This is a genomic window from Priestia sp. SRI_019, from assembly GCF_057586255.1.
Genome location: NZ_JBYCZN010000002.1, coordinates 790,002 through 812,336, shown reverse-complemented (window position 1 = coordinate 812,336; position 22,335 = coordinate 790,002). Strand labels below are relative to the sequence as shown.

The window sequence follows — 22,335 nt, the reverse complement described above, 5'->3', positions numbered from 1 at the left end:
CTGCTGTCTGTGAGGTGTTTTTATGTCTAATATTCACTATCATTCCATCAAAGTAAATAAAATTCAAAACAGTTCAGGCCTATTTTATGGCGTTAATATTCAATATAAATGGAGTCATAAAAGTCGAATTTCTGACGGTTTCGGAAAAATAGTTGGTGATTCTAATAAAATTTTAAATAATACCACCGTGGCGAAAATCCCTAAAAAGAATGATGAATAAGAACGTAGAGTTAAGCTTTCTTTGCGACTTGCTCAAAAGAATCATTTACATCATCTTCACCAAGAACAAGATGTGTGTTATAGGATAGTTGATTATCATCTCCCGAAATTGTGCCGAAACCTGAATTACTGCTGCTGATCGTAGTTTCCCAATTTTGTTGAACATTCTTCCCTATAAAAACTCCTGCGTTGTTTTTAACCGCATTTACGGTGAGATCATCAAAAACGATTTGAGGAGAACAAAGGTGTATTTTCATAATTCCTCCCGATACATATGAGACATTAGTTCAAGTTATCTAATACACTACTATATGTTGTAAATGGGCTAAAAGTGTTAAATCAAATAAGGGGTCAAACTCTATGGATGAAAAGGTGCTGAATATACTCCAAAACATTGAAAAAAGGCTCACAAGTTTAGAAAAAAACCTGCATGAACTTTCAAAAGAAAAGGTCCACTCTTTTCATTTGGATATAAAGAACGTTGAAACACTGAACTTGGACGAACTGTCTTATTATTTAGAACATATTGATGTAAAGGAACTCAGTGGAACGTTGAATATTGGTAATACTTTTCCTGCGCAAACGAATCGATATCAAGCGCCGGTAAAGAAAGGTAAACAAACAACAAATGACTCTGATGTTAATGGGAAATCGGGTAGTCAAAATAATAAAGCAAAAAATAAAGAAAAGGGCCCTTCTGAAATATCAGTTAAAATTAATGAAAGAAGCGTTCCTTACAGACTAATCCATACGGAAGAAATGAGGGAGCCTGATCAAGCTCTAGAATCCACTTTTAGCATAGGTGACATCCACATTGGCACAATCGAAGATGCTTCAGCTGTGAATTTTGGCAATAACTTTCCGACAAACTTTAGAAGTCATAAAAAAGTGAGTCAAGGATTCGGCAATATTTTAGGTAATCAAAATGACATTCATGACATCTTATCCTCTTTGGAAGAAAAAGGTATATCGGAAGTATACAATGAAAGCCAAGACGGTAAGCCGCCCCAGTGGCTGGACACAATGATAGAAGAACAAACGAAGGAAATGGATGAAACAAAACTAAATGAAGATGAAAAGGGGGAATAAGAAATAGTATGTGAATGTTGGATTTCAAAAGCAGTGTTGTTGATGCTGAATTTCTGAAAGGAAGCTTTAATTGCGGAATAAAGAAGAATTAGTAATAGAAAACCTGCTACTTGTTTGGAGTAGCAGGTTTTTTAGTTTGTTTCTCGGCTGCTGCAGTTTTAACACAAAAAAGAGCATGCGTAATTTAATTGAATACTGGGACAGATCGGTTCTTTCATTCCCACAGATATGGAGTCTCTTGGTAAACATAATAGTTCAACCAATTCATAAACAGCAGGTTGGCATGAGAACGCCATGTTTTTAAAGGGTTTTTGTCAGGATCATTGTTTGGGAAATAGTGTTCCGGAAGCTTTGGTTCTAGCCCTCTTTCTGTATCTCGAAGAAATTCTTCCTGCAGTGTTTGAACGTCGTACTCTGGGTGACCTGTAACGAAAACAAACTTTTCGTCTTTAGACATCGCCATATAAACACCAGCTTCTTCAGAGTAGGAAAGAAGCTCAAGCCCAGGATGGTTTTTTACTTCATTCATGTCGACGTCGGTGTGACGAGAATGAGGAGAATAAAAGACATCATCAAATCCTCGCAGCAGCTTAATCGGTTCTTCACTCGATACCACATGCGTAAATACACCCGTGCATTTATCAGAAAGAGGTCGCTTGTCAATGCCAAAGTGATGATAAAGTCCGGCTTGAGCTCCCCAACAGATATGAAGGGTAGAAGTCACATTTGTTTTACACCAATCCATAATTTCTTGAAGTTCTTTCCAGTAGTTTACTTCTTCAAATGGTATATGTTCTACAGGTGCCCCTGTAATAATCATTCCGTCATATTTTCGTTCTTTAATTTGTTCAAACGTTTTATAAAACTGATCTAGGTGATTTTTACTCGTTGTTTTTGCTTTATGGCTTGCTGTGTAAAGAAGTGTAATATGCACTTGCAGCGGCGAGTTCCCGAGTAAACGTAATAATTGCGTTTCAGCTTTTTCTTTTTCCGGCATTAAGTTTAGGATAACAATATTAAGCGGGCGAATTTCTTGGTTAACCGCGCGCACGTCGTCCATGATGAAAATTCTCTCTTTTTCTAAAATTTCTTTTGCCGGAAGATCACGTGGAATATTAATAGGCAATAAAATTCCTCCTATTCGATTTCGAAGTAATGACGCGTATAAATGTTCTTTCTCACGTGAAAATGAGGTTCAACATTTATGTACAATATACTATTATAGGAATATACAGAATATTAAGCAATTGAATTTTGAAAAAAAAGAGCATTAATGTGCGTAATGGCTAAAATGAAATGGTACAATAAGGTTAAACTGGAGCGTCGCTGTGCTTTTTTTGCTTGACTGAAACTCAGTAAAATTTACAGCGCATCCTGTATTCATTAAACTTCATATCTCCCCCAGAAAATGGATTTTATCCTTTTTTGATGAAGTGTTTAAAAAGAATTCTCAGCAGAAAAGGGGTTTTTATATGACAACTAAGAAGCAAATAAAAAGTGATTTGCAAATTGCACAAGAGGCAACCATTAAACCGATTAAAGAGATTGCCGAGCAGCTGGATATTTTAGAGACCGAGCTAGAGCCGTACGGACATTATAAAGCCAAGCTTTCTTTGTCCGTTATGGAACGTTTACACACAAAACAAGATGGAAAAGTGATTTTAGTTACAGCTATTAATCCAACTCCAGCAGGAGAAGGGAAGTCGACAGTGACAGTCGGCTTAGCTCAGGCATTACATAGATTAGGTAAAAAAGCGATTGTCGCCATGCGTGAACCATCTCTTGGTCCGGTAATGGGAATTAAAGGAGGTGCCGCTGGCGGCGGTTATGCTCAAGTGCTTCCGATGGAGGATATTAACTTACACTTTACTGGAGACCTGCATGCCATCACAACAGCTAACAACGCGCTGGCGGCTATTTTAGATAACCATATACATCAAGGCAATGAATTGCGTATTGATACACGTAAAATCACCTGGAAACGAGTGGTGGATTTAAACGACCGCGCGTTGCGTCAGGTCGTCATTGGATTAGGCGGTCCGATGCAGGGTGTTCCTCGAGAAGATGGATTTGATATTACGGTGGCATCAGAAATTATGGCTATTTTCTGCTTAGCGTCAGATTTACAAGACTTGAAGCGTCGCTTAGCGTCTATTGTGGTAGCTTATAACATGGACAATGAGCCTGTAACGGTTGCAGACTTAGGTGCACAAGGAGCGCTTACTCTTCTTTTAAAAGATGCGATTAAACCAAACCTTGTACAGACGTTGGAACACACTCCAGCCCTCATTCACGGAGGTCCTTTTGCTAATATTGCCCACGGCTGCAATAGCGTCATTGCCACAAAAATGGCTGCAAAACTAGGCGACTATGTAGTAACAGAAGCGGGATTTGGGGCAGATTTAGGCGCAGAAAAATTCCTAAATATTAAAGCTCGTATGGCAGATATTAAACCCGAAACGGTAGTAATCGTTGCGACAATCCGCGCTCTGAAAATGCATGGGGGCGTTCCTAAAGAGCGTTTAAATGAAGAAAACATTGAGGCTTTAGAAGCGGGAATTGAAAATCTTGAAAAACATATTGAAACGATTCAGGCATTCGGCGTTCCTTACGTTGTAGCCGTGAACCGTTTTGTGACGGACTCAAAAGGTGAAGTAGAAGCGCTTATGAATTGGTGTGCTTCAAAGAATGTTCCAGTTGCTTTAACAGAAGTATGGGAAAAAGGTGGAGAAGGCGGCATCATGCTTGCTGAAAAAATTCTTGAAGTCATGAACGAGACAGAAAGTCAGTTTTCTCCTCTTTACGATGTGTCAGCTTCGATTCCAGAAAAAGTAGAAGCTATTGCTAAAACCGTATACGGAGCACAAGGCGTAGATTTTGCTCCAAAAGCGTTAAAGCAAATACAGCAATTTGAAGCAAACGGATGGGATCACCTGCCAATCTGTATGGCCAAAACGCAGTATTCGTTAAGTGATGATCAGACGAAGCTTGGGCGACCAACTGATTTTAAGATTACGGTAAGGGAATTCCGTCCTTCACTCGGAGCTGGGTTTCTCGTGGCGCTAACAGGTTCAATTATGACAATGCCTGGCCTTCCAAAAAAACCTGCTGCGCTCAATATGGATATTGACGAGAATGGACATGCACTAGGGATTTTTTAAGAGAAGAGGCTAGGGTAAGAGTGTTTTAGTTGAAGGAAAATCCGAACGATGAAGCAAGATTCTTGATGAAGAATCAAACTCGTTCGGATTTTTTCATAGTTATGGTAAAAAGAAGTTTCATGGGTGTAGTGGCTTCTAGATGTAGATTGGGTGGACTTAGTTGTGTCTCAATCTCTTTCTTGCAATATAAAACAAAATAACAGGTATGTTATGAATTAATTTGGCAAGAAAGAAGAAGAGCTGACTGTTCGTATTTTATAAAAAAGGAAGTAGTTGAAATGTTTGATCCAATTGTATTTGATAATTTAAAAGTTGTTGTAGAAGGAGAGATCTATGATCTTGACTTGTCTGGGCAAGTATCTGTTACGAATCGCGAAGATTTTGTAGACTTAGCTCAGTTTACTCGAACGTACCGCATTTCTTTTCAACAGCATTTTTGCTGTACCGCGTCGCTAACTTTATCAACCGACTTAGACAACATTCATGCTGAATTAACGCCTTCCCGTGTAGAAAAACCAGGGTGTACAGTTTATATTCACTTTCAGCTAAAAAAACAAAAACCGTTTGAAGAAGCTGAGTTTCAAAACATCCAGGAAATGTGTGAGCGGATCTGGGGAACAACAAGAGTTGTGAAGCAGCGTATTACTCATGAAGTCGGAGGAAGCGAATATGAAAACAATATTGAGGTAACCTTTAACCGGTTTATTTACGAAGACCAAGTAGGAGATTTAATCGAGATGATTGATTACATGCTGCAAACGACTGATCAGCTAAAGGTTCTTTACGACAAATCATAAGAGCGTTTCAGTTGTATTTCCGAAATAAAGTGAATTACAATAGGGAAAAGGAGGCGTTTTGATGAGCGTGTATGAATACTCGGCAAAAACAATTAAAGACGAAAACGTATCGCTATCTAACTATCAAGGTGACGTGCTGTTGATTGTAAATACAGCTAGCAAGTGCGGCTTCACCCCTCAATATAAAGATTTGCAGGCGCTGTACGAAGAAGAAAAAGAAAACGGTCTAACGGTTCTAGGTTTTCCTTGCAATCAGTTCGGTGGTCAAGAGCCAGGAAGTTCAAATGATATTGAACAATTTTGCGAGTTAAACTATGGCGTTTCGTTTCCGATGTTTGCAAAGGTAGATGTAAAAGGGGAGCATGCACACCCGTTATTTACATACTTAGCAGAACAAGCACCGGGCCTACTAGGTTCCAAAGGGATAAAGTGGAATTTTACAAAGTTTTTAGTGAATCGTCAAGGTGAAGTTGTGAAGCGATACGCACCTCAAACTGCACCAAAAGATATTCAAAAAGATATAAAAGAATTGCTGTAAAAGCAGGTGGATCTCCATCTGTTTTTTATTTTTAAGCAAGGGTTTTCAGACGGTGATCCGCTGTCAGTGAGACGAGCGCCTCACTTTGTGCTAAAATAATGGTGGATATAATTGAGGTGAGCAAATGAATAAAATAGTGGAAACGGAAAAGTGGGTTCAAGCAAAGCTTGCGCATGACACAACGGGTCATGACTGGCAGCATATCGATCGCGTGCGTCGAAATGCAGTGCTTTTATATAAAAAAGAAGGCGGCAATCGGGAAGTTATCGAACTAGCCGCACTTTTACACGATGTTGTAGATGATAAGCTAGTGGAAGATGTTGAAAAGGCGTACGAAGAAGTGTGGGAGTGGCTGAAGAGTCATCAGGTAGAAGAAGAGAACTGCAAGCATATCGTTCACATTTTACAAACGATGTCATTTAAAGGCGGAAACCGTCCGGCTATGGATACGCTTGAAGGTGAAATTGTTCAAGATGCAGATCGTTTAGATGCGATTGGTGCAATTGGTATCGCACGTACGTTTACGTATGCAGGTGCTAAAGGCACGGCTTTGTATGATGAAAACATTGCTGTACGAAGTGAGATGACGGAAGAAGAATATAGACACGGCAAATCAACGGCTATTGCACACTTTTATGAAAAGTTATTAAAGCTCACTGCGTTAATGAATACTCAAACAGCACGGTCTCTAGCGCAAGAGCGACATACATATATGAAAGAATTTTTAGTTCAATTTAAGAAAGAGTGGAATTATCATTATGAAAATGCTGACTGTTGAAAACTTAACAAAAACGTATGGAGAAAAAGAGCTGTTTCATCAACTAACATTTACCATTACGGAAAATGAGCGAATCGGCTTAATCGGTGTAAACGGAACAGGGAAATCAACGCTTCTTAAAATTATCGCAGGTTTAGAGCTCGGAGACGAAGGAGATATTGTTCATGCTAAAGACTACAGCGTGACATATTTACCGCAGCATCCGGATTTTGATGAAGACTTAACGGTTCTGGAGCAAGTTTTCAGCGGAGATACGCCTCTTCTTAACTTATTAAAAAACTATGAGCTAGCTCTGTATGCGTTAGAGCAAGACTCTGCAAACGAAAGAAATCAGCAAACATTGTATGATTTACAGCAGAAAATGGATGCGATGAACGCATGGGAAGCCAATTCTAACGCACAGTCGATTTTAACAAAGCTTGGAATTTCAAATATGAGTGCAAAAATTGGTGAGCTTTCAGGTGGACAGAAAAAGCGCGTGTCCATTGCGCAAAGCCTAATTCAAACACCTGATTTACTGATCTTAGATGAGCCGACTAACCACTTAGATTATGAGACCGTTAAATGGCTCGAAGAATATTTATCCAAATATCAAGGAGCCGTGCTGCTTGTTACTCATGATCGCTATTTCTTGGATGCTGTTACAAACCGAATTTTTGAATTAGACGGTGGGAATTTATATAGCTATAAAGGAAACTATGGTGCTTTTCTAGAAGGAAAAGCGATTCGAGAAGAGCAGGAAAAAGCAACTCAAGCAAAATTAAGCAACTTATACCGCAATGAATTGGCTTGGATTCGCAGAGGAGCAAAAGCGCGTACGACTAAGCAAAAAGCGCGTATCCAGCGATTTGATGAATTAGAAGGGAAAATCGATTCCTCTGAAAAAGAATCACTGGATTTAAGTTTAGCAGGCAGTCGCCTTGGGAAAAAAGTGTTTGAATTAAAAGATGTGTCTAAGACGTATGAAAATAAAATCATTCTTTCAGATTTTACGCACATCGTGAAAAAACAAGATCGAATTGGAATTGTCGGAAAAAATGGAAGCGGAAAGTCTACCCTGTTGAATATGATTGCAGGACGCATTGAGCCGGACAGCGGTGAAATTGACAGAGGACAAACGGTTAAAGTTGCTTACTATACCCAAGAAAGCGATGATATGGACTTGAATCAACGCATGCTTGATTATATTAAAGAATCGGCAGAAGTTGTGCATACGACGGATGGAAAAATGATCTCTGCGTCGCAAATGCTTGAGAGATTTCTATTTCCTTCACATACGCACGGAACACCGATTCAAAAATTGTCCGGAGGAGAGCGCCGTCGTTTATACTTATTGAAATTATTAATGACATCGCCAAATGTTTTGCTTCTAGATGAGCCGACTAATGATTTGGATACTCAAACGCTAACGGTGCTTGAAGACTACCTCGAAGAATTTCCAGGTGTTGTGATCACGGTATCGCATGATCGCTATTTCTTGGATAAAGTAGCAGATTACTTACTAGTTTTTGAAGGAGAAGGAAACATTTCGATTTATTTTGGCGCTTATACAGATCAATTGGAAGAAGCGATGAAGAAGAAGCAGGCAATGGTTCAGCAGGCTAAAGTGAAAGAAGAAAAGCCAAAACAGCCGGAGAAAACAAAAAAGCGTCGCTTAACGTATAAAGAACAAAAAGAATGGGAAGAAATCGAAGATAATATTGCAGCAAAAGAAGAAGAAATTGACCGCTTAACAAGTGAAATTGAACAGGTGGGCAGCGATTATACAAAAGCGCATAACCTATCGTTAGAACAAGAAAAAGCAAATGAAGAATTAAATGCACTGCTTGATCGCTGGGCAGAGCTTTCAGAGCTGATTGAAGAAATTGAAAACGCGTAAACAAGTCGTTAGACTGAGTATAAAGCACATGCTACAATTTTAATGAGAGGAGTACGATACGATATGAACATTAAATCAATTGAGCCAACGCCAAGTCCGAATACAATGAAAATTAATTTAGACGAAGTGCTATCAGGCGGAAAAAGCAATAACTATACGGAAAAAAATGCTGAAGCAGCGCCTGAAGTTGTTCAAGACATCTTGAAAGTAGAAGGGGTAAAAGGAGTCTACCACGTAGCGGACTTCTTAGCAGTAGAGCGAAATGCCAAATATGACTGGAAGCAAATTTTGCCGCAAGTTCGTGCAGCGTTTGGTGAAGATTTGCAAAGCAGCAGCGAGCAGCACAAAATGAATGAGCATTTTGGTGAGGTCAATGTGTCAGTTCAAATGTTCAAAAATGTACCGATGCAAGTCAAGCTAACGGACGGAAATGAAGAAAAGCGCTTTGGTCTCCCCGAACGATTCGCAAAAGCGGTAGCAGAACTTCAACGTTTTTCAGATAATGTGGTATTAGAACGGAAATGGAAAGAACAAGGCGTTCGTTACGGAGAGTTAGCGGCTATCGGAGACGAAGTAGTGGAAGAGCTAGCAGCAGCATATCCGCAAGAAAGATTAACTCGCCTTGTGGCTAATGCACAAGAAGAAAAAGAAGGCGGAAAAGTTGTACAACCGCGTAAAACCTATAAAGTTACAGAAGAAATGCTAGAAGACAACGATTGGTCAGTGCGCTATGCCCATTTAGAACAAATGGATCCAACAGAAGCTGATTTAGACGTTTTAAATAAAGCGCTTGATGATGAAAAAGCATCTATTCGCCGCTTAGCTACGGTCTACTTAGGAATGATTGAATCAAAAGCGGTACTGCCTTATTTATACAAAGCCTTAAAAGACAAATCAGTCACTGTGCGCCGTACTGCTGGAGACTGCATGTCAGATTTAGGTTTTGAAGAAGGTATTCCGGCAATGTGTGAAGCTCTTGGTGATAAAAACAAGCTTGTTCGCTGGCGTGCAGCTATGTATTTATACGAGGTAGGGGACGAGACGGCTCTTTCTGCATTAAAAGCAGCAGAGAATGATAAAGAATTTGAGGTAGATTTACAAATCAAGCTAGCAATTGAACGTATCGAAGGGGGAGAAGAAGCAAAAGGTTCTGTTTGGAAACAAATGACGGAAAGCAGAAAAGCATAAAAAAAAGATCATTCACTTGAATGATCTTTTTTTACGACTGTTTTGCAGCGGGAATTGGAAACTGCATAGGCTGCATGGTGTTATCAATTTTAATAGGCTGATAGCCCGACTGCTTTAAGTAAGTCAAAATAGCAGGAAGGGATTGTGCCGTAAAGGATTTATCATGAAATAAAATGACTGGTGTTCTTCCATTGGAATTAACCCCTTGAATATGAGGTTCAAGGCCCTGAATAATTCTAGGTGCAGAACGAAGTGCCCAGTCTTCACTGTCTACATTCCAGTCCCATAATTTAAAGTGGCTTAGCAACTCTGTACGGTGCGGCTCTTTTAAATAAGGAACGCTGCCGTAAGGAACGCGGATTAACTTACTGTCAACACCGGTTACTTTCTTCACTGTCGCTTGACACTCCTGCATTTCTTTTAACGCGGCGCCGTCTTCACTATACATGACATGAATATCATGAGAGACGCCGTGACAGCCGATGGCATGTCCTTCCTGTGCTACTTTTTTAGCAATTTCAGGGTGAGCGTCAATTTGATGCTTTAACATAAAGAAAGTTGCTTTTACGTTATATTGACGCAAAGCATCTAAAATATGAAGAGTATCAGGTGTTGGACCATCGTCAAACGTAAGGTAAACAGGCTGTGTAAGAGCTTGATTTTGATCGTTCACCGTATTTCCTACATACATATTATGATGAAGTGTATTAAGCAGCTTCTCAGGCTGTGCTGAAGATGTAGCTTCTTTCAGCGGCAACGCAGTAGATGCTAATACTTGCTGAGATGCAGCGGATTCACTTCCTTTGGCTTCTGTAATAAAAAACAAAGAAGCGACGATCACTAACACTAAAGACAAAAATGCATAAAATCGTTTGTTTGGCTTAAATCGCTTGTTCGGTTTAAATCGCTGGTTCAATTTGAAAATCCTTTCTACTAAACTACTATTTACTACTATAGTACAAAAAATGGAATATTAATAGTAAAAATCGACATTTTTATGGAAAAAAATTAGATGATATGACCCGGTTTTAATCTTTTTTTGTCAAATGGAAAAGGAGAACGGGACAGCGATAAGGATTTGAAGAGTGAGTAGCTAGATTTTTCCTGGTTTTTATAGTATGCTTTTAGCGTGAATGATTGTTAGGAGGAATGTTAATATGTCAATGGCATATGAAGAATATATGCGTCAGTTAGTTAAACCAATGCGTCAAGAATTAACTCAAGCTGGTTATGAAGAATTAACAACAGAGGAAGCCGTAGTTGATTTTATGGAAAACGTAGAAGGCACAACTTTTGTTGTCGTTAATTCAGTTTGTGGATGCGCTGCTGGTTTAGCACGTCCTGCAGCAACGCAAGCGTACTTACAGTCTGAGCAAAAACCAGATCAAGTGGTAACTGTTTTTGCTGGCCAAGATAAGGAAGCAACAGCTAAAATGCGTGAATATTTTGGGGACATTGAGCCTTCATCACCGTCTATGGCGCTTTTAAAAGGAAAAGAAGTCGTTCATTTTATTCCTCGACATGAAATTGAAGGTCAGCCGTTAGAAGTTATTTTTGAAAACATTTTAAATGGCTTTAAGCAGCACTGTTCATAAAATGTCCTGCTTTTGTCACATCTAGTATATAGATTTTTAGAGAAAAATCGCATATACTTTATAAGAAAAAGGATGTCTATCGGCATCCTTTTTCTTTATGTAAATAGCCAAACAGTGTAGGGGGAGTTATGAAAGTGATTGTTACGACTGCTGGTCGAACAAATGAACAGATGATTGTAAAAGCCAAACAAGTAGCCGCTGATTTAAGTATACCTTTTGTAGTAAGAGAGAAGAAATCCGTTGCAGATCTTCAGAATCTTCAAGCTGCAGATGTGCTGGTTGTCGGTAAGAATAGAGTAGAGTTGCACGTTCAAAACGAAGAGGAACCTATTTTTTTTCATCCAAACTCCGCTATGTTTAGAGTGAAGAGATGGCTGCGGGGAGAACGTGATCCGTTTATTGAAGCTGCTGGTTTAGAAAAAGGAATGAGCGTGCTTGACTGTACACTTGGTCTTGCATCGGATAGTATGATGGCGAGCGCAGCGGTAGGGGAAAGCGGGAAAGTTGTCGGACTAGAAGGCAACCGCTATGTAGCTTATTTAGTCAAACAAGGGCTTTTAAATTGGGAAAGTGACGTACAAGAGTTGAACGATGCAATGAAGCGTATAAACGTGGTTCATCAAAATTTTGAAGCGTTTTTGGCTTGTTGTGAAGATAATTCTTTTGATGTTGTCTACTTTGATCCTATGTTTCAAGAGCAAATTGATGAATCGAATGGAATTAACGGTATTAAAGCAATAGCACTTTATACTACGCTGACGCCAATGGCTATACAAGAAGCAAAAAGAGTAGCCAAACAAAAGATCGTGCTAAAAGATCATTGGAAAAGCACTCGTTTTGAAGAACATGGATTTACCGTACAAAAACGAAAAACATCAAAATTTCATTACGGGACAATTGATATACAATAATAAACAAAAAAGTAAAATGAATCCCGATCATTGAAAAGACTTCCAAAACCTTTTAGGGATTAAAAAGTTTTGGAAGTTTTTTTTATGAATTTCATCTAAAGTTCATAAAAGTATGATATATTTTTGAACATAAAAATACTTTTGTGTTTAAGCATCCAGCAAAAAAGGAATATCTTGTATAGGTTTCCGCTCGGTGTGACAAGCTCAAACAGAAGAAGGAAGGTGCTAACTAAAAAGTCGTCGAATGCCCGTAGGCAGCATAAATGAATAAGCAAATATAGGTAAAAAATTAATAAGTATGTTACAATACCTAGTGAGTTATAACAATGAATTTTACGATATGAAAAGACCATATGGGAAAAGATGAGAAAGGAAAGATACGAATGCCTAGATGGATAAAAAGAATGCTAATTGTATTTATTACAGTATTTACATTTGGGCTTGTCACTCCACCAGAATATTTATACGTTGATGATGCAAAAGCGGACAAGCAACATAAAGCAGGGTATGTAAGAGAAACAACTCCTGTCACAGCTGTTATAGAAGATATTCATTTGCCATATGAAGAACCAAAATATGAAGACGTTTCATCATTTGTTACGTATGCAATGGAATCAGCTGAAAAACAGTCAGTGGAAAAATTCGGAACAAAAATTGGACCTGTCATTGAAGATGAATTTCGTCAAGCAGTGTTACCTAAAATTGAAGAAGTGCTGACCGACATTGGCACTGAGCGTGAACAGTCGATTCAGAATCTCGAGATAAGCGAGCATCCTGCTGCTGGCTACGGTGAAAAGATTTTCCATGTATATGACCGGGAAACCGGTCAGGACTTAATACGATTTCATGTACGGCGTGAAAATCCTCCAAAAGATGGATACTGGTTTAATTTTCACTATCATGCGGCTGCAGATAATTTTCAGAAGCATTATGATTTAGGGAAAATTTATTGGAACCGAAACATGCCGCCTAAATGGTTTAGCTGATAATAGACACAACATTCTGTGATTTCGAAATGTTAGCTTTTTTAAGCTAGCATTTTTTTACGTCTAAAACCGTTATGGTCTAAATAAGCTGAAACATTAGCACAACGATAAAAAAATCGTTTATAATGAAGTCAGACTTCTTACCATAGAATAGGGAGAAGGAACGAATAGATGCTGGAGGTAACACAATGAAACAATTTACGGAAGAAAAACAATTTCGCGAACAAATTAAGAACGAAACACTAAGCGTTGGGATTTTTACGACAACGTGGTGTCCTGATTGCAAACGTTTGGATATGTTCATTGATGAAATCGTTGACGAAAATACAGATAAAGCATGGTTTAAAATTGACAAGGATGAGTTTGAAGAACTTTCTGCTGAAAACAATGTAATGGGTATTCCTTCTCTTCTTGTATATAAAAACGGTGAAAAAATTGCACACTTGCACAGTGCAAATGCTAAAACGCCTGAAGCGGTCCGTGAATTTTTAGCAACTCTTTAATTCCCTAAGCTGCGAGAGCATTCTTGCAGCTTTTTTTTGTGAGAATGGCTATTTCCATTTTTCCATGAGTGGGGTATACTAGGACAAGTGAATAATCGTAAAGCAATAAGGTCTCAATTTAAAGATTGAGTGAAAAGGGAAGTCTGGTGAAAAGCCAGCGCGGTCCCGCCACTGTAAGCGCTTTGTGCGTAAGTCAGGAGACCTGCCTTATTGTTAACTGTGAAACCTTCGAGGAAGGGTGAAGCAGGGTAATGAACATACATATCAAGTATAGTGAACGGATTCTTTTCCTGCTTATCTTGACGTTACCTGCTTTGCTTTCAATTGAAAGTAAAGCTTTTTTATTTTGAAGCTGCCTGCGAGCAGTATACATAGTCAAAGCGGAAAAACGGGATAGCGCTGCTTTTTGCATGATCATTTGCTTTTTCTTTAACGTGGAGGTTTCGTATTCACAATGAACAATATATAGGGGGAGTATTTAGATGAAAAAATGGCTTTCGTATTCCATTATTGCACTGTTAGTCATCGTACTTGCTGCATGCGGTGCAGGCAGCCAAAGCAACAGTGATAAAAAAACGAAGCAAGATACAGCACAAACGTCACAAGCTGCATTTCCTGTGAAGGTAAAAGACGCGCGTGATAAAGAAATTACGTTGAAAAAACAGCCTAAGAAAATTGTTTCACTAATGCCAAGTAATACGGAGATTGTATATGCCCTTGGCCTTGAAAAAGAATTAGTAGGTGTCACAAGCAACGATGATTATCCTAAAAGCGTAAAGAAAAAAGCGCAGGTAGGAGATATGAACGTTAATGCAGAAAAAGTTATTGCTTTAAATCCTGATTTAGTGCTGGCACACGCTTCAAGTATGGGCGTTTCGGATGAAGTATTTAAACAAATTGAAAGTGCGGGGATTCCGGTATTTGTTGTAAAAGATTCAACAACGTTTGATACGGTTTATGATTCTATTACCCAAATCGGTAAATTAACGGGTAAAACAAAAGAAGCTAATCAAACAATTAAAGACATGAAAGAAAAAGTAGCTTCAATTGAGAAAAAAGCAAAAACGATTTCAAAAGAAGATCGTAAAAAAGTATGGATAGAGGTATCAGGAGCTCCTGAGATTTATACAACAGGAAAAGGTACGTTCATGAACGAAATGCTTACTATGATCGGTGCTGATAACGTAGCGGCTAGTGAAAAGGGTTGGGTTAAGTTTTCTGAAGAGCAAGTTGTTAAGTTAAACCCTGACGTTATTATCGCAACGTATGATGCAGACAAAAATGAGATTATGAAGCGTCCCGCTTGGAGCAGCATGACTGCTGTAAAAGAGGGTAACATCGAGAAGGTTGATCAAAACAAAATCAACCGCTTAGGACCTCGTATTGTAGATGGCTTAGAGGACTTAGCAAAAGCAGTATACCCTGAGGTGTACAATAAATAAGAAGAGGGACCATATTCCAGTTCGAATTGAAAAGGGGATTGGTCCCTTTTCACATCTTAAAATTGAAGAACGGCCTGAGCTTTTAATCATGAAAACCGAGACTTCTTATAAAACATACAGCTCAGGGGTTTTAGGAACAGGCATTACGGAAACGGACACCTTTTACAATCGATTTGTTCACAAAGACTATTATTCAGATACTCCTTCTTTGGAGTATGAGCAATATTTGATGAAAGAAAATGTGCGCCATGAGCAAATCGTAGGGTTGATGACAGCCGTTTGGTTAAAAGAAAGAGCGGTTTACTGTTATGAAGGCTACGGAGTAAGAGTAGCTTCCGTGATAACGGCTGGAGTAGGAAACGCAGTAGATATTATAGCTGACGAAGCTGTCCCGTTCTATTCCTCTCCCGGTACAATTAATATGTTTTTTTTCGTGGAAGGTACGCTTACGGATGCAGCGTTTTTACAGCTTTTTGTTGCGGCCACAGAAGCTAAAACAAAAACGCTGTCACAGCTGGGTGTCATAGATCCGGCTACAAAGACGATTGCTACGGGAACATCTACGGACAGCATCTCAGTTGCAGCGTCTCAGCAAGGACCATTATATGAATATGCAGGCTCTATGACCGCTTTAGGGCAAGCGGTAGCCAAGCTGGTGAAAATAAGCTTAGAGCAGGGACTTAAGGGAAAGAGGTGAAGAAGTGAGTATTACACAAGCGATAATTGCACACATGACGGCCATGACGATTGCTTTACTAATTGACCGAATTATAGGCGACCCTGAAAATTGGCCGCATCCCGTTCGCTGGTTTGGCAAATGGATTTATTGGATGGATTCCAGATTAAATAAAGGTGCAGGAAAACGATTCAAAGGATTGCTTCTTGTGATAAGTATGGCTGTGCTCGCAGGAGTTGTTCCCTTTTTGTTCCTTCATGCTTTATACGAAGTTCATTTTATAGCAGGTGTTTTAGTAGAGGGCGTAATGATTGCGACTACTATATCCACTCGTTCTTTAAGCGAAGCTGCTTATAAGGTACAAAAGCCGCTTCAGCTAGGAGATATGGAGAAAGCTAGATATGAAGTAAGCATGATTGTGGGACGAGATACAGATCGTTTGTCAGAAGGAGAAATTGCCAGAGCCACGGTAGAGACCGTGGCTGAAAATACAAGTGATGGTATTACAGCTCCGCTTTTTTATGCATTTATAGGAGGAGGAGCCCTAGCGTTTTTTTACCGGGCTATTAACACATGTGATTCGATGGTTGGGTACAAAAATGACCGCTACTTTCTGTTCGGCTACTTTAGTGCAAAAACCGATGACGTATTAAACTATATTCCAAGTCGGTTAACTGCAGTGGTGATGACGGCTGTTAATGTAGCAAAAAGCCAGTATTCTCTTGGGCATGTAACGAGTTTGATTAAACGTGATGCTAAGAAGCATCCAAGTCCAAATAGCGGATACGGGGAAAGTGCAGTAGCTGCTCTTTTAGGTATTCAACTCGGCGGACTTAATACATACAAAGGCATAGAATCTAATCGTGCAAAAATGGGCGAACCGTTCATTCCTCTGCAAGCCGGTCATATTGAACAAGCTGTTTTCATTATGAAAAGGACGGTCTATGCTACGTGGTTATTATATCTTTTGTTAGGAGGAGTTATTAGTGCTATTACCTACACATGGAGCTAATCCTACTGTCTTTTTAAAAGCAATAGGGACCGAGAATTTGTCACACATAAAAGACTTTAGTGTGAACACAAATCCTTTAGGGGCTCCCCCTGTGCTTCACGAAAAGTGGAACGAATTCAAGGATGCTGCGTTTAGCTATCCTGACCCTCAAGTAACAGAGCTGAAAAATAAACTAGCAGCTCATCATGATGTTTCAGCTGCTCAAGTGCTGCCTACAAATGGCGCCGCTGAAGCGTTTTTCCTTATTGCTTCGTTATTTTCAGGAGAGAAAGCAGGGATTGTACAGCCGACTTTCGTTGAATATGAACAGGCAAGTAAAGCTTATGGATGTGAAGTGACGTACATTCCTTTAGCTGAAGAAAACGGCTGGAGCTGGGATATAGAGTTAATTATGAGCATCCTTCCGGATATAAAAGTACTTTGGATTTGTCATCCAAACAACCCAACAGGCGTTATGTATAGTCATGAGGAATGGATGAAAGTAGTAAAAGCTGCTGCTCATCATGGTACATACTTAATGATTGATGAGGCATTTGTTGATTTTGTCGAACATCAGCCTTCATTTGATTCTCTTATTCTGGATTATGAACATATCATTATTGTGCGTTCTATGACGAAGATGTTTAATATTGCCGGGCTTCGCCTTGGCTATATTTTGGCAAATGAAAAAATCATTAGCGAGATGTCTAAAAAACAGCCTCCTTGGAGTGTAAATGGATTGTCGCAGCAAGTAGGGATGATATGTGTAGATGAAAAAGATTTTGTGAAAAACACCGTACATTATATTAAACAAGAACGAAAACGAATCTTGAGTCAACTAGAGGAATGGGGGCTTTTGGTTTCTCCTTCTCAAACAAACTATTATCTTTGCAGCGTTCCGTCTTCTATTAAAACGCGTGAATGGCTTGGCTATTTAGCAAGCCACGGTGTGGTAGCCCGGCATACTGAAAACTTCCCATTTTTAAATGGACGCTATATCCGTTTGGCTGTGAAAACGAAAGAAGAAAATGACTATTTACTTAACGTAATCAAACAAGGACTTGATGAAATATGATCATCTTTATTAGCGGAGGCGTTCGAAGTGGAAAATCACGTGCAGCGGAGAATATGGTTCAAACTTTTTGTACAAAGCGCGCTGTTTATATTGCCACAAGCAGGCAAACAGATAAGGAAATGCAAAAACGTATCCAGCTTCATCAAACAGAACGCCAAGCAGCGAACACGCCTTGGGTAACGATCGAACAGTCTGTAGATTTACAACAAATTCTGCCAAATCTTCAAAGTGATGATGCTATACTTTTGGATTGTGTCACGAACTGGCTTGCCAATGAGCTTTTTTTAACAGAAAAAAGGTGGCAAACAAAAGAGGGCAAACAAGAGGTTTTTCGTCATATGATCAAAGCGCTCGATAAGCTGTTTGCGCAGTCTCAGACGGTTGTGCTAGTATCTAATGAACTGTTTGAAGCGGGCGTATTAGAGGAGCCCACATATAGCTATATGAAGATGTTAGGGAAATTACATCAGTATATTGTAGAAAAAGCAGATGTGGCTATTTGTGTAGAAGCGGGAATTTATCGTTTTAAAAAAGGAAAGGAATGTGTAGATATATGAAAGAATGGATAGCCATACTACGAATTTCTCTCCAGTTTTTTACGATTTTACCGCTGGCTAAAACGGTTCAATGGACTGAAAAAAGAACGGCACGCTCACTTTTTGTGCTGCCGTGGATTGGTATGTTACTAGGCTTGATGCTTTATAGCTTTTTACAGCTGCTTCAATCTTCACCTATCACTACGATTGTTGATAGTATTTTAGTTTTGCTTTTACCGCTTATCTTAACGGGTGGTCTTCATTTAGACGGCTGGATGGACGTAAGCGATGCGTATTTTTCTCATCAGTCAAAGGAAAAAAAACTGCAGATTTTAAGTGATCCGCACGTTGGGTCTTTTGCTATTCTTTCTCTTATGGTTCTTCTGCTGCTGCGTTTTAGTGCGATCTATGAATTAGCGTCTCTTTCTTCTTTATCAATTTGGGCATGCTTAGTTGTCTTTACCCTTCCAAGAATTGGAGCAGCCTTTTTGTTGATGAGAGATAAGCCCGCTAAAGATACGGGTCTGGCTGCTTATTTTCAAAAAGGAGTCACCAAACGGTCTATTTATGTATTTATCGTCATGAGCCTATTCTTAGTTGCTATTTTCGCTGTTTTTATGGACAATAAATTCATTATTCTTTTCTTTGCCGGTTTTTTATGGCTGTGGATACGGTTTTATCGTTCGCAGTTTGGGGGCGTAACAGGAGATGTTATAGGGGCAACCATTGAAGGAGGAGAAACGTTTTTATGGATAATTCTTTGGTTATCACATGTATTCGTCACGGCATGACGCTTGAAAATCAACAGAAAAAATATATAGGGTGGAGTGATCCGTCTTTAAGTACAGAAGGGAAAAATGAATTAAAAGAGCTTTTTCTAGAACCTCAGCTCGTTATTTCCAGTGACTTAAAAAGAGCGCTAGAAACAAGTGCAGTTGTTTTTCCAAAATCTCAGGTGGTTAAAAGTAAAAATTGGCGTGAGCTGCATTTTGGAGATTGGGAAGAGAAGACGTATGAAGATTTAAAAAACATACGGGCGTATAGAAATTGGATTGATCACTGGACAGAACATACGCCTCCGAAGGGTGAAAGCTTCTCAAGCTTTTCAAACCGAGTTTGGGGAGCGTGGGAAGAAGCGGTCGATTTGGCGGCCAGTCGGCATTTGCGTCACATTGCTATTGTTTCGCACGGCGGACCACTGCGTTTACTTGCATCCCATTTTAAACAGACAGCGTCGCTTTGGGATGTTTCTTTTTCTTATGGAGAAGGTTTTTCAGTAGCGTGTACATACAAACAGGCAAAGGAGAGAAGAGCATGCATTTCGTATTCGGCGGTGCATTTACCGGCAAAAGAAAATGGGTGAAGCAGCATTATGCCAGTGAGTCGGTAAAATGGCATTGTTTGTATGAAGACCCTGTTTTACCAGCGCTTGAGTTCGAAGAAAGTTACATAGTGCTAGAAGGATTTGAGCACTATGTTAAGGAATTAATACATAGCGAGCTGGAGTCTCCGCACCTTGTTGTTGAAAAGTTGATACAGAAGTGGAGAGACAGCGGTGTATGGGAACAGTTGATAGTGATTGGAACTGAAGTCGGCAGAGGGATTGTTCCTTTAGATCCAACAGAGCGGCAGTGGAGAGATGAGTGCGGGTATGCGTATCAGTATTTAGCAGCGCATGCCCGGAAAGTAGATCACATTTGGTACGGAATTGCTAATCGATTGAAGGAGGAAATACAATGAACATTTACACAAAAACAGGGGACAAAGGGCAGACAAGCTTAATTGGAGGACGAGTAAATAAAGACGATATTCGAGTGGAAGCATACGGTACGATTGATGAGCTAAATGGCTTTGTAGGTCAAGCAATTTATCAGCTGGATGAAGCAGCATTAAAAGATGTAAAAGAAGAGCTAATTACGATTCAACATGAGCTTTTTGACTGTGGAAGTGATTTAGCATTTGCAAAAGATGATCATCCGTACAAAGTAACAAACGACATGATATCAGTACTTGAAAAACGCATTGATGTCTATATGTCAGAAGCGCCGGCCATTGAGCGTTTTATTTTACCTGGAGGCACACCTGCAGCAACAACGCTTCATATTTGCCGGACGATTACACGCCGCGCAGAACGGCTTGTTGTTGGCGTGCAGCGTGAGCATAAAATTAATGTGGCGGTGCTTCAGTATTTAAATCGTTTATCCGATTATTTTTTTGCTGCGGCTCGAATCGCTAACGCGCGAGAAAATGTACAGGATGTAGAGTATATTCGCAGTGCTAAAGTATTTAAACAGCCTAAAAAATAAGGTATAAAAAACGGTCGAGCTAAAAGCGATCGTTTTTTTTATGAGCTATTTCGATAGGCAAAATAAAGCTATAAAAAAGAGGTAAATGCATCTATAATGATAAGAGACAGAGAGATAAAGAAAAGAGGTTGAGAAATGAATCAAGATTCTAAACGAGCAGGTATTGTTTATACAGCCAGCGCTTACGTTATGTGGGGGCTTTTTCCGCTTTACTGGAAGCTTCTTGGCGAAGTGAATGCGAATGAAATACTCGCTCACCGTGTCATATGGTCATTTGTTTTTATGCTTTTACTTTTGCTTGTGACAAAGCAAATGAGTGCTTTAAAGAAGATGCTTGGTTTATTATTTCGTAATACGAAACAAGCGGTCATTTTATTTGTGGCTTCAGTGCTGATCAGCATCAACTGGTTCGTTTACATTTGGGCGGTTAACCATAATCATATTATTGAAACAAGTTTAGGTTACTACATCAACCCGCTCGTTAGTATTTTGCTTGGTATAGTCGTTTTAAAAGAGAAGCTTAATTTTTGGCAGGGTGCTTCTGTTGGATTGGCTGCTATAGGTGTTATCGTTATGACAGTTACATACGGGCATATCCCATGGGTATCATTAAGCTTAGCGTTTAGCTTTGGTTTGTACGGTCTTGTAAAAAAGACGATTCAATTAGAAGCAAAAGTAGGATTAACGATTGAAACGATGATGGTTGCACCTATTGCGGTTATTTATTTTATTTTTCTTTTAGTGAAAGGATCTTCAAGTTTTTCTCTTCAGTCGCTTGATCTGAGCGCTCTTTTAATTGGCGGCGGTGTCGCTACAGCTATGCCACTACTGTATTTTGCTAAAGGAGCGCCGCTTATTCCGCTATCGATGGTCGGTTTTTTACAGTACATTGCTCCTACCATGACGCTTTTATTAGGGGTATTCGTGTATCATGAACCGTTTTCTAGCGTAGAGATGATTGCCTTTTTGTTCATTTGGGGCGGATCGGTTATGTTCATTTTATCTAAAACTAAGTTCATGAGTTCTCATCAGCCGAAATTCTTTAAAGGGCGCTCAGCTTAACGGACAAAAAAGCGGATATCTTTAGATATGCGCTTTTTTGTCTGCCGTAAAGAAATAAAAACGGAGACGGGAAAGTCACCGTATGTATACTTTATAGCTTCCGCTTGAAATGAGCGTTCAACTGACCTTGAAGCATTTGGTTTTTTACTTCTTTCATTTTTCTCGCTTCATCTTTTTTGGCCAGTTCTGTGCGTATTTCACTTGTTTGAACTCCTTCTTCTATGCGATCGGCAATATCCATTAATCGTTCGACGTCTGAAAACGAATATTTCCGGATACCCGTATTGGTTCGGTCCGGAAAGAGCAGGCTTCTTTTCTCGTAGTAGCGAATTTGCCTTTCTGATAAACCGGTTAATTCTTTTACAATCCCAATAGACATGACTTTTTTATCTCGATATGACGCTTCATTCGTAGACAATCTCCCTCACCCCTGAGTACGTAGTAGTATGTTATTATTATAAAGGAAAAAAATACAAAAAATTATAACATGTAATACATTCTAACATATATATGTTATATTTTTGAATTACTATGTGAGAAAAAGTGACATAAATAATGAAATAGGGAAAAGAGTCCTATAAACTAATGATTAACTCGATCCCA

General features: G+C 39.3%; 26 protein-coding genes and 1 riboswitch. Of the genes, 22 read left to right on the top strand and 4 right to left on the bottom strand.

What is annotated here, in order from left to right:
- Positions 1–22: 22 nt before the first annotated feature.
- Complete coding sequence (locus AC2YJL_RS14465) at positions 23–220, top strand: hypothetical protein (RefSeq protein ID WP_230932455.1); 198 nt, start codon at positions 23–25, stop codon at positions 218–220.
- 10 nt (positions 221–230) lie between these two features.
- Here the strand turns inward: AC2YJL_RS14465 and AC2YJL_RS14460 are convergent, their stop codons facing one another.
- On the bottom strand, positions 231–476 hold the full coding sequence (locus AC2YJL_RS14460) for a hypothetical protein (RefSeq protein WP_050690031.1): 246 nt from the start codon (positions 474–476) through the stop codon (positions 231–233).
- Between the two features lie 103 nt (positions 477–579).
- Between AC2YJL_RS14460 and AC2YJL_RS14455 the strand changes: the two genes are divergently transcribed.
- Positions 580–1,308, top strand: coding sequence for a hypothetical protein (locus AC2YJL_RS14455; protein ID WP_251567917.1), 729 nt, complete (start codon positions 580–582; stop codon positions 1,306–1,308).
- A gap of 214 nt (positions 1,309–1,522) precedes the next feature.
- Here AC2YJL_RS14455 and metA read toward each other — a convergent pair whose 3' ends face one another.
- Positions 1,523–2,434: a homoserine O-acetyltransferase MetA gene (gene metA / locus AC2YJL_RS14450; RefSeq protein ID WP_043982019.1), complete on the bottom strand. Its 912-nt coding sequence runs from the start codon at positions 2,432–2,434 to the stop codon at positions 1,523–1,525.
- A gap of 346 nt (positions 2,435–2,780) precedes the next feature.
- Between metA and AC2YJL_RS14445 the strand changes: the two genes are divergently transcribed.
- From AC2YJL_RS14445 to AC2YJL_RS14420, 6 genes are all read left to right on the top strand, one after another.
- Positions 2,781–4,469 (top strand): formate--tetrahydrofolate ligase, encoded by a 1,689-nt coding sequence (locus AC2YJL_RS14445; RefSeq protein WP_251567920.1) that lies wholly within the window; start codon positions 2,781–2,783, stop codon positions 4,467–4,469.
- Positions 4,470–4,747: 278 nt separating this feature from the next.
- On the top strand, positions 4,748–5,266 hold the full coding sequence (locus tag AC2YJL_RS14440; RefSeq protein ID WP_025752028.1) for a hypothetical protein: 519 nt from the start codon (positions 4,748–4,750) through the stop codon (positions 5,264–5,266).
- Between the two features lie 61 nt (positions 5,267–5,327).
- Entirely contained in the window at positions 5,328–5,804 is a 477-nt protein-coding gene (locus tag AC2YJL_RS14435) for a glutathione peroxidase (RefSeq protein ID WP_029714486.1), read from the top strand.
- A 124-nt stretch (positions 5,805–5,928) separates the two neighbouring features.
- Positions 5,929–6,582 (top strand): HD domain-containing protein, encoded by a 654-nt coding sequence (locus tag AC2YJL_RS14430; protein ID WP_195694374.1) that lies wholly within the window; start codon positions 5,929–5,931, stop codon positions 6,580–6,582.
- On the top strand, positions 6,563–8,461 hold the full coding sequence (locus AC2YJL_RS14425; protein ID WP_230932457.1) for an ABC-F family ATP-binding cassette domain-containing protein: 1,899 nt from the start codon (positions 6,563–6,565) through the stop codon (positions 8,459–8,461). The genes AC2YJL_RS14430 and AC2YJL_RS14425 overlap by 20 nt, the downstream gene beginning before the upstream one ends.
- 63 nt (positions 8,462–8,524) lie before the next feature.
- The gene (locus tag AC2YJL_RS14420; protein ID WP_097823632.1) at positions 8,525–9,649 is read left to right on the top strand and encodes a conserved virulence factor C family protein; all 1,125 of its coding nucleotides are present in this window, start codon (positions 8,525–8,527) and stop codon (positions 9,647–9,649) included.
- 31 nt (positions 9,650–9,680) lie between these two features.
- On the opposite strand, the gene AC2YJL_RS14415 is transcribed toward AC2YJL_RS14420, so the two are convergent.
- The gene (locus AC2YJL_RS14415; RefSeq protein ID WP_230932458.1) at positions 9,681–10,565 is read right to left on the bottom strand and encodes a polysaccharide deacetylase family protein; all 885 of its coding nucleotides are present in this window, start codon (positions 10,563–10,565) and stop codon (positions 9,681–9,683) included.
- 241 nt (positions 10,566–10,806) lie between these two features.
- Here AC2YJL_RS14415 and AC2YJL_RS14410 point away from each other — a divergent pair, with 241 nt between their 5' ends.
- The 14 genes from AC2YJL_RS14410 (at position 10,807) to rarD (ending at position 21,732) form a co-directional block, all read left to right on the top strand.
- Positions 10,807–11,244 carry a BrxA/BrxB family bacilliredoxin gene (locus tag AC2YJL_RS14410; protein ID WP_013056693.1) on the top strand — a complete coding sequence of 146 codons (438 nt, stop codon included), beginning with the start codon at positions 10,807–10,809 and terminating at the stop codon, positions 11,242–11,244.
- Positions 11,245–11,378: 134 nt separating this feature from the next.
- On the top strand, positions 11,379–12,155 hold the full coding sequence (locus AC2YJL_RS14405) for a class I SAM-dependent methyltransferase (protein ID WP_230932815.1): 777 nt from the start codon (positions 11,379–11,381) through the stop codon (positions 12,153–12,155).
- Positions 12,156–12,538: 383 nt separating this feature from the next.
- Positions 12,539–13,141, top strand: coding sequence for a YpjP family protein (locus AC2YJL_RS14400; protein WP_028413645.1), 603 nt, complete (start codon positions 12,539–12,541; stop codon positions 13,139–13,141).
- Positions 13,142–13,329: 188 nt separating this feature from the next.
- Positions 13,330–13,644, top strand: coding sequence for a thioredoxin family protein (locus tag AC2YJL_RS14395; RefSeq protein WP_013056696.1), 315 nt, complete (start codon positions 13,330–13,332; stop codon positions 13,642–13,644).
- A gap of 91 nt (positions 13,645–13,735) precedes the next feature.
- Positions 13,736–13,868, top strand: a riboswitch (cobalamin riboswitch).
- A 258-nt stretch (positions 13,869–14,126) separates the two neighbouring features.
- Complete coding sequence (locus tag AC2YJL_RS14390) at positions 14,127–15,086, top strand: ABC transporter substrate-binding protein (RefSeq protein WP_014460464.1); 960 nt, start codon at positions 14,127–14,129, stop codon at positions 15,084–15,086.
- Positions 15,067–15,783 carry an adenosylcobinamide amidohydrolase gene (locus tag AC2YJL_RS14385; protein ID WP_487374874.1) on the top strand — a complete coding sequence of 239 codons (717 nt, stop codon included), beginning with the start codon at positions 15,067–15,069 and terminating at the stop codon, positions 15,781–15,783. Before AC2YJL_RS14390 ends, AC2YJL_RS14385 begins: the two co-directional genes overlap by 20 nt.
- Before the next feature lie 4 nt (positions 15,784–15,787).
- Positions 15,788–16,774 carry an adenosylcobinamide-phosphate synthase CbiB gene (gene cbiB, locus AC2YJL_RS14380; RefSeq protein ID WP_230932461.1) on the top strand — a complete coding sequence of 329 codons (987 nt, stop codon included), beginning with the start codon at positions 15,788–15,790 and terminating at the stop codon, positions 16,772–16,774.
- A complete protein-coding gene (gene cobD / locus AC2YJL_RS14375) occupies positions 16,749–17,828 on the top strand; it encodes a threonine-phosphate decarboxylase CobD (RefSeq protein WP_230932462.1) in 1,080 nt (359 codons plus the stop codon). Before cbiB ends, cobD begins: the two co-directional genes overlap by 26 nt.
- The gene (locus AC2YJL_RS14370; RefSeq protein ID WP_050690015.1) at positions 17,825–18,385 is read left to right on the top strand and encodes a bifunctional adenosylcobinamide kinase/adenosylcobinamide-phosphate guanylyltransferase; all 561 of its coding nucleotides are present in this window, start codon (positions 17,825–17,827) and stop codon (positions 18,383–18,385) included. The genes cobD and AC2YJL_RS14370 overlap by 4 nt, the downstream gene beginning before the upstream one ends.
- Positions 18,382–19,155 (top strand): adenosylcobinamide-GDP ribazoletransferase, encoded by a 774-nt coding sequence (gene cobS, locus AC2YJL_RS14365; protein ID WP_230932463.1) that lies wholly within the window; start codon positions 18,382–18,384, stop codon positions 19,153–19,155. Before AC2YJL_RS14370 ends, cobS begins: the two co-directional genes overlap by 4 nt.
- Positions 19,113–19,727 carry a histidine phosphatase family protein gene (locus AC2YJL_RS14360; RefSeq protein WP_230932464.1) on the top strand — a complete coding sequence of 205 codons (615 nt, stop codon included), beginning with the start codon at positions 19,113–19,115 and terminating at the stop codon, positions 19,725–19,727. The genes cobS and AC2YJL_RS14360 overlap by 43 nt, the downstream gene beginning before the upstream one ends.
- The gene (locus AC2YJL_RS14355; protein ID WP_230932465.1) at positions 19,679–20,104 is read left to right on the top strand and encodes a bifunctional adenosylcobinamide kinase/adenosylcobinamide-phosphate guanylyltransferase; all 426 of its coding nucleotides are present in this window, start codon (positions 19,679–19,681) and stop codon (positions 20,102–20,104) included. Before AC2YJL_RS14360 ends, AC2YJL_RS14355 begins: the two co-directional genes overlap by 49 nt.
- Entirely contained in the window at positions 20,101–20,670 is a 570-nt protein-coding gene (locus AC2YJL_RS14350) for a cob(I)yrinic acid a,c-diamide adenosyltransferase (protein WP_230932466.1), read from the top strand. The genes AC2YJL_RS14355 and AC2YJL_RS14350 overlap by 4 nt, the downstream gene beginning before the upstream one ends.
- Positions 20,671–20,805: 135 nt before the next feature.
- A complete protein-coding gene (gene rarD / locus AC2YJL_RS14345) occupies positions 20,806–21,732 on the top strand; it encodes an EamA family transporter RarD (RefSeq protein WP_230932467.1) in 927 nt (308 codons plus the stop codon).
- 91 nt (positions 21,733–21,823) lie between these two features.
- On the opposite strand, the gene AC2YJL_RS14340 is transcribed toward rarD, so the two are convergent.
- Positions 21,824–22,150: a MerR family transcriptional regulator gene (locus AC2YJL_RS14340; RefSeq protein WP_013082852.1), complete on the bottom strand. Its 327-nt coding sequence runs from the start codon at positions 22,148–22,150 to the stop codon at positions 21,824–21,826.
- Positions 22,151–22,335: the final 185 nt, after the last annotated feature.

Coding starts and splice junctions, on each gene's coding strand:
- AC2YJL_RS14465 (WP_230932455.1), top strand. CDS start 23: ATGTCTAATATTCACTATCATTCCATCAAAGTAAATAAAATTCAAAAC.
- AC2YJL_RS14460 (WP_050690031.1), bottom strand. CDS start 476: ATGAAAATACACCTTTGTTCTCCTCAAATCGTTTTTGATGATCTCACC.
- AC2YJL_RS14455 (WP_251567917.1), top strand. CDS start 580: ATGGATGAAAAGGTGCTGAATATACTCCAAAACATTGAAAAAAGGCTC.
- AC2YJL_RS14445 (WP_251567920.1), top strand. CDS start 2,781: ATGACAACTAAGAAGCAAATAAAAAGTGATTTGCAAATTGCACAAGAG.
- AC2YJL_RS14440 (WP_025752028.1), top strand. CDS start 4,748: ATGTTTGATCCAATTGTATTTGATAATTTAAAAGTTGTTGTAGAAGGA.
- AC2YJL_RS14435 (WP_029714486.1), top strand. CDS start 5,328: ATGAGCGTGTATGAATACTCGGCAAAAACAATTAAAGACGAAAACGTA.
- AC2YJL_RS14430 (WP_195694374.1), top strand. CDS start 5,929: ATGAATAAAATAGTGGAAACGGAAAAGTGGGTTCAAGCAAAGCTTGCG.
- AC2YJL_RS14425 (WP_230932457.1), top strand. CDS start 6,563: ATGAAAATGCTGACTGTTGAAAACTTAACAAAAACGTATGGAGAAAAA.
- AC2YJL_RS14420 (WP_097823632.1), top strand. CDS start 8,525: ATGAACATTAAATCAATTGAGCCAACGCCAAGTCCGAATACAATGAAA.
- AC2YJL_RS14410 (WP_013056693.1), top strand. CDS start 10,807: ATGTCAATGGCATATGAAGAATATATGCGTCAGTTAGTTAAACCAATG.
- AC2YJL_RS14400 (WP_028413645.1), top strand. CDS start 12,539: ATGCCTAGATGGATAAAAAGAATGCTAATTGTATTTATTACAGTATTT.
- AC2YJL_RS14395 (WP_013056696.1), top strand. CDS start 13,330: ATGAAACAATTTACGGAAGAAAAACAATTTCGCGAACAAATTAAGAAC.
- AC2YJL_RS14390 (WP_014460464.1), top strand. CDS start 14,127: ATGAAAAAATGGCTTTCGTATTCCATTATTGCACTGTTAGTCATCGTA.
- AC2YJL_RS14370 (WP_050690015.1), top strand. CDS start 17,825: ATGATCATCTTTATTAGCGGAGGCGTTCGAAGTGGAAAATCACGTGCA.
- cobS (WP_230932463.1), top strand. CDS start 18,382: ATGAAAGAATGGATAGCCATACTACGAATTTCTCTCCAGTTTTTTACG.
- AC2YJL_RS14360 (WP_230932464.1), top strand. CDS start 19,113: ATGGATAATTCTTTGGTTATCACATGTATTCGTCACGGCATGACGCTT.
- AC2YJL_RS14355 (WP_230932465.1), top strand. CDS start 19,679: ATGCATTTCGTATTCGGCGGTGCATTTACCGGCAAAAGAAAATGGGTG.
- AC2YJL_RS14350 (WP_230932466.1), top strand. CDS start 20,101: ATGAACATTTACACAAAAACAGGGGACAAAGGGCAGACAAGCTTAATT.
- rarD (WP_230932467.1), top strand. CDS start 20,806: ATGAATCAAGATTCTAAACGAGCAGGTATTGTTTATACAGCCAGCGCT.